Raw genomic sequence first — 1,388 nt, 5'->3', positions numbered from 1 at the left:
CATCATGGACGCGATGCGAGAAACCGCGCGCCAACTCGGCTGGTAACTGGTCAGGTACCGTTTTGATCGTGGGTTAGCTGGTTGCGGGTATCCAGGGGTGGCCCTCGGCGAGTTGGACGAGGGCGGGGAACTGGCCGATGCCGTGTTTGGTGGCGGTGGACAGGTAGCTTCGGATCGCGCAGAACTGTCGGGCGCCGGTGAGGGTGCGGAGGCACCCGGAGACTTTCTGGACTTTCTGCCGTAGTTTGATCATGCGGATGTCGTGTTCGGAGCCGTTGTTGTCCGCGGGAACCCGCAGGTCACGGGTGAAGCACAGGTAGTCGGTCTCGCGGTCGAGGAGGCGGCAGGCCAAGGCGTGGCGGGTGGCCATGAGTGTCGTGCCCCGCGGTGAGGTCTGGCTGATCCCGATGTGGGCGGCGTGGCGGAGCTGGCGGGTGTGGGTGGCCAGCGCTGTCGGGTCGACCGGCGTGCCGGTGGTGGCGGCGTCGAGGGTGAGCCGGTGCAGGGCGACGAGGGCGTCGGCGGCCTGGGTGGCCCAGCACCAGGTGTCGGCCGGGGCGGTGTCGGTGATCGCCTGCAGCTCGCGGAGCACGTGGGCGACGCACAGCTGGTGGGTGGCGGTGGTGTAGGTGTCATAGGGCGCCCAGGCGTCGTGGACCATGACCCCGGTCAGTACCCCGAGGGCGTTGATCCCGGCGGTTCCCCGCTGGGGATGGCAGTCGATCAACGTGTACTTCCCGGTGCGGGCGCAGTGCACCCAGTGCAGTTTCCCGGCGACGCGCAGCCCGGTCTCGTCCGCGCCGATCACCTCGGCGCCGGCCAGGTGCTCGCGGACCGCGGTGAGGACACCTTCCAGGTCGGTGGCGGAGCGGGCGGCCATCGCCGCGACGGTGCCCGCGGACAGGGGTATCCCGACCAGCTCGGCGAGCGCGGTCGCGGTCCGGTCCTTCGACAGGAACCGGCCGGAGTACAGGTAGACCGCCGCCGCGGTCACCCGCGGCCCGTACTGGGTGGGGCGTCCACCCCCACCGGTGCGGTCGCCTTCGTCCGGGTCCCGCAGCCGCATTCCCGTTCCAGGAGCTGATGCTCGGTCACGTGGGGGCGCAGCTCGGGCAGGTCGAACACCTGCCGGCGTTCGGTCCGGGTCACCGGCCAATCCGCCAGCTGCGTCCCGCACCCTGAGTACGGCCCCGGCTCGTGCACCACACGCTCGTCAGGATCGGCGACCATCCGCAGCGTCGATCCGGGATGACCGTCCTGCCCACCGGGCCTGCGGCCGGTCTTCGTCCGCAACGATTTCGGGGGTGGCTTGGCCAGCCCGTCCGAACTCGGCGGCTTCGACGAGTTCCGCGACGTCTTCGCGACCTGGGCTTCCAGCTCGGCGATCC

At 70.4% G+C, this 1,388-nt stretch carries 2 protein-coding genes; both read right to left on the bottom strand.

Annotated features, from left to right (window positions below):
• Window positions 1-73: 73 nt before the first annotated feature.
• A complete protein-coding gene (gene tnpC, locus G6R24_RS20945; protein ID WP_225438885.1) occupies window positions 74-1,066 on the bottom strand; it encodes an IS66 family transposase in 993 nt (330 codons plus the stop codon).
• The coding region (locus G6R24_RS23100) for a DUF6444 domain-containing protein (RefSeq protein WP_225438884.1) at window positions 991-1,388 on the bottom strand (398 nt) is incomplete at its 5' end. The genes tnpC and G6R24_RS23100, both read right to left, overlap by 76 nt.

This window comes from Candidatus Frankia nodulisporulans (assembly GCF_902806475.1).
Taxonomy (GTDB): Bacteria; Actinomycetota; Actinomycetes; order Frankiales; family Frankiaceae; genus Frankia; species Frankia umida.
Note: the sequence above shows the minus strand (reverse complement) of the source record. Positions and strands in the feature narration are given on the sequence as shown.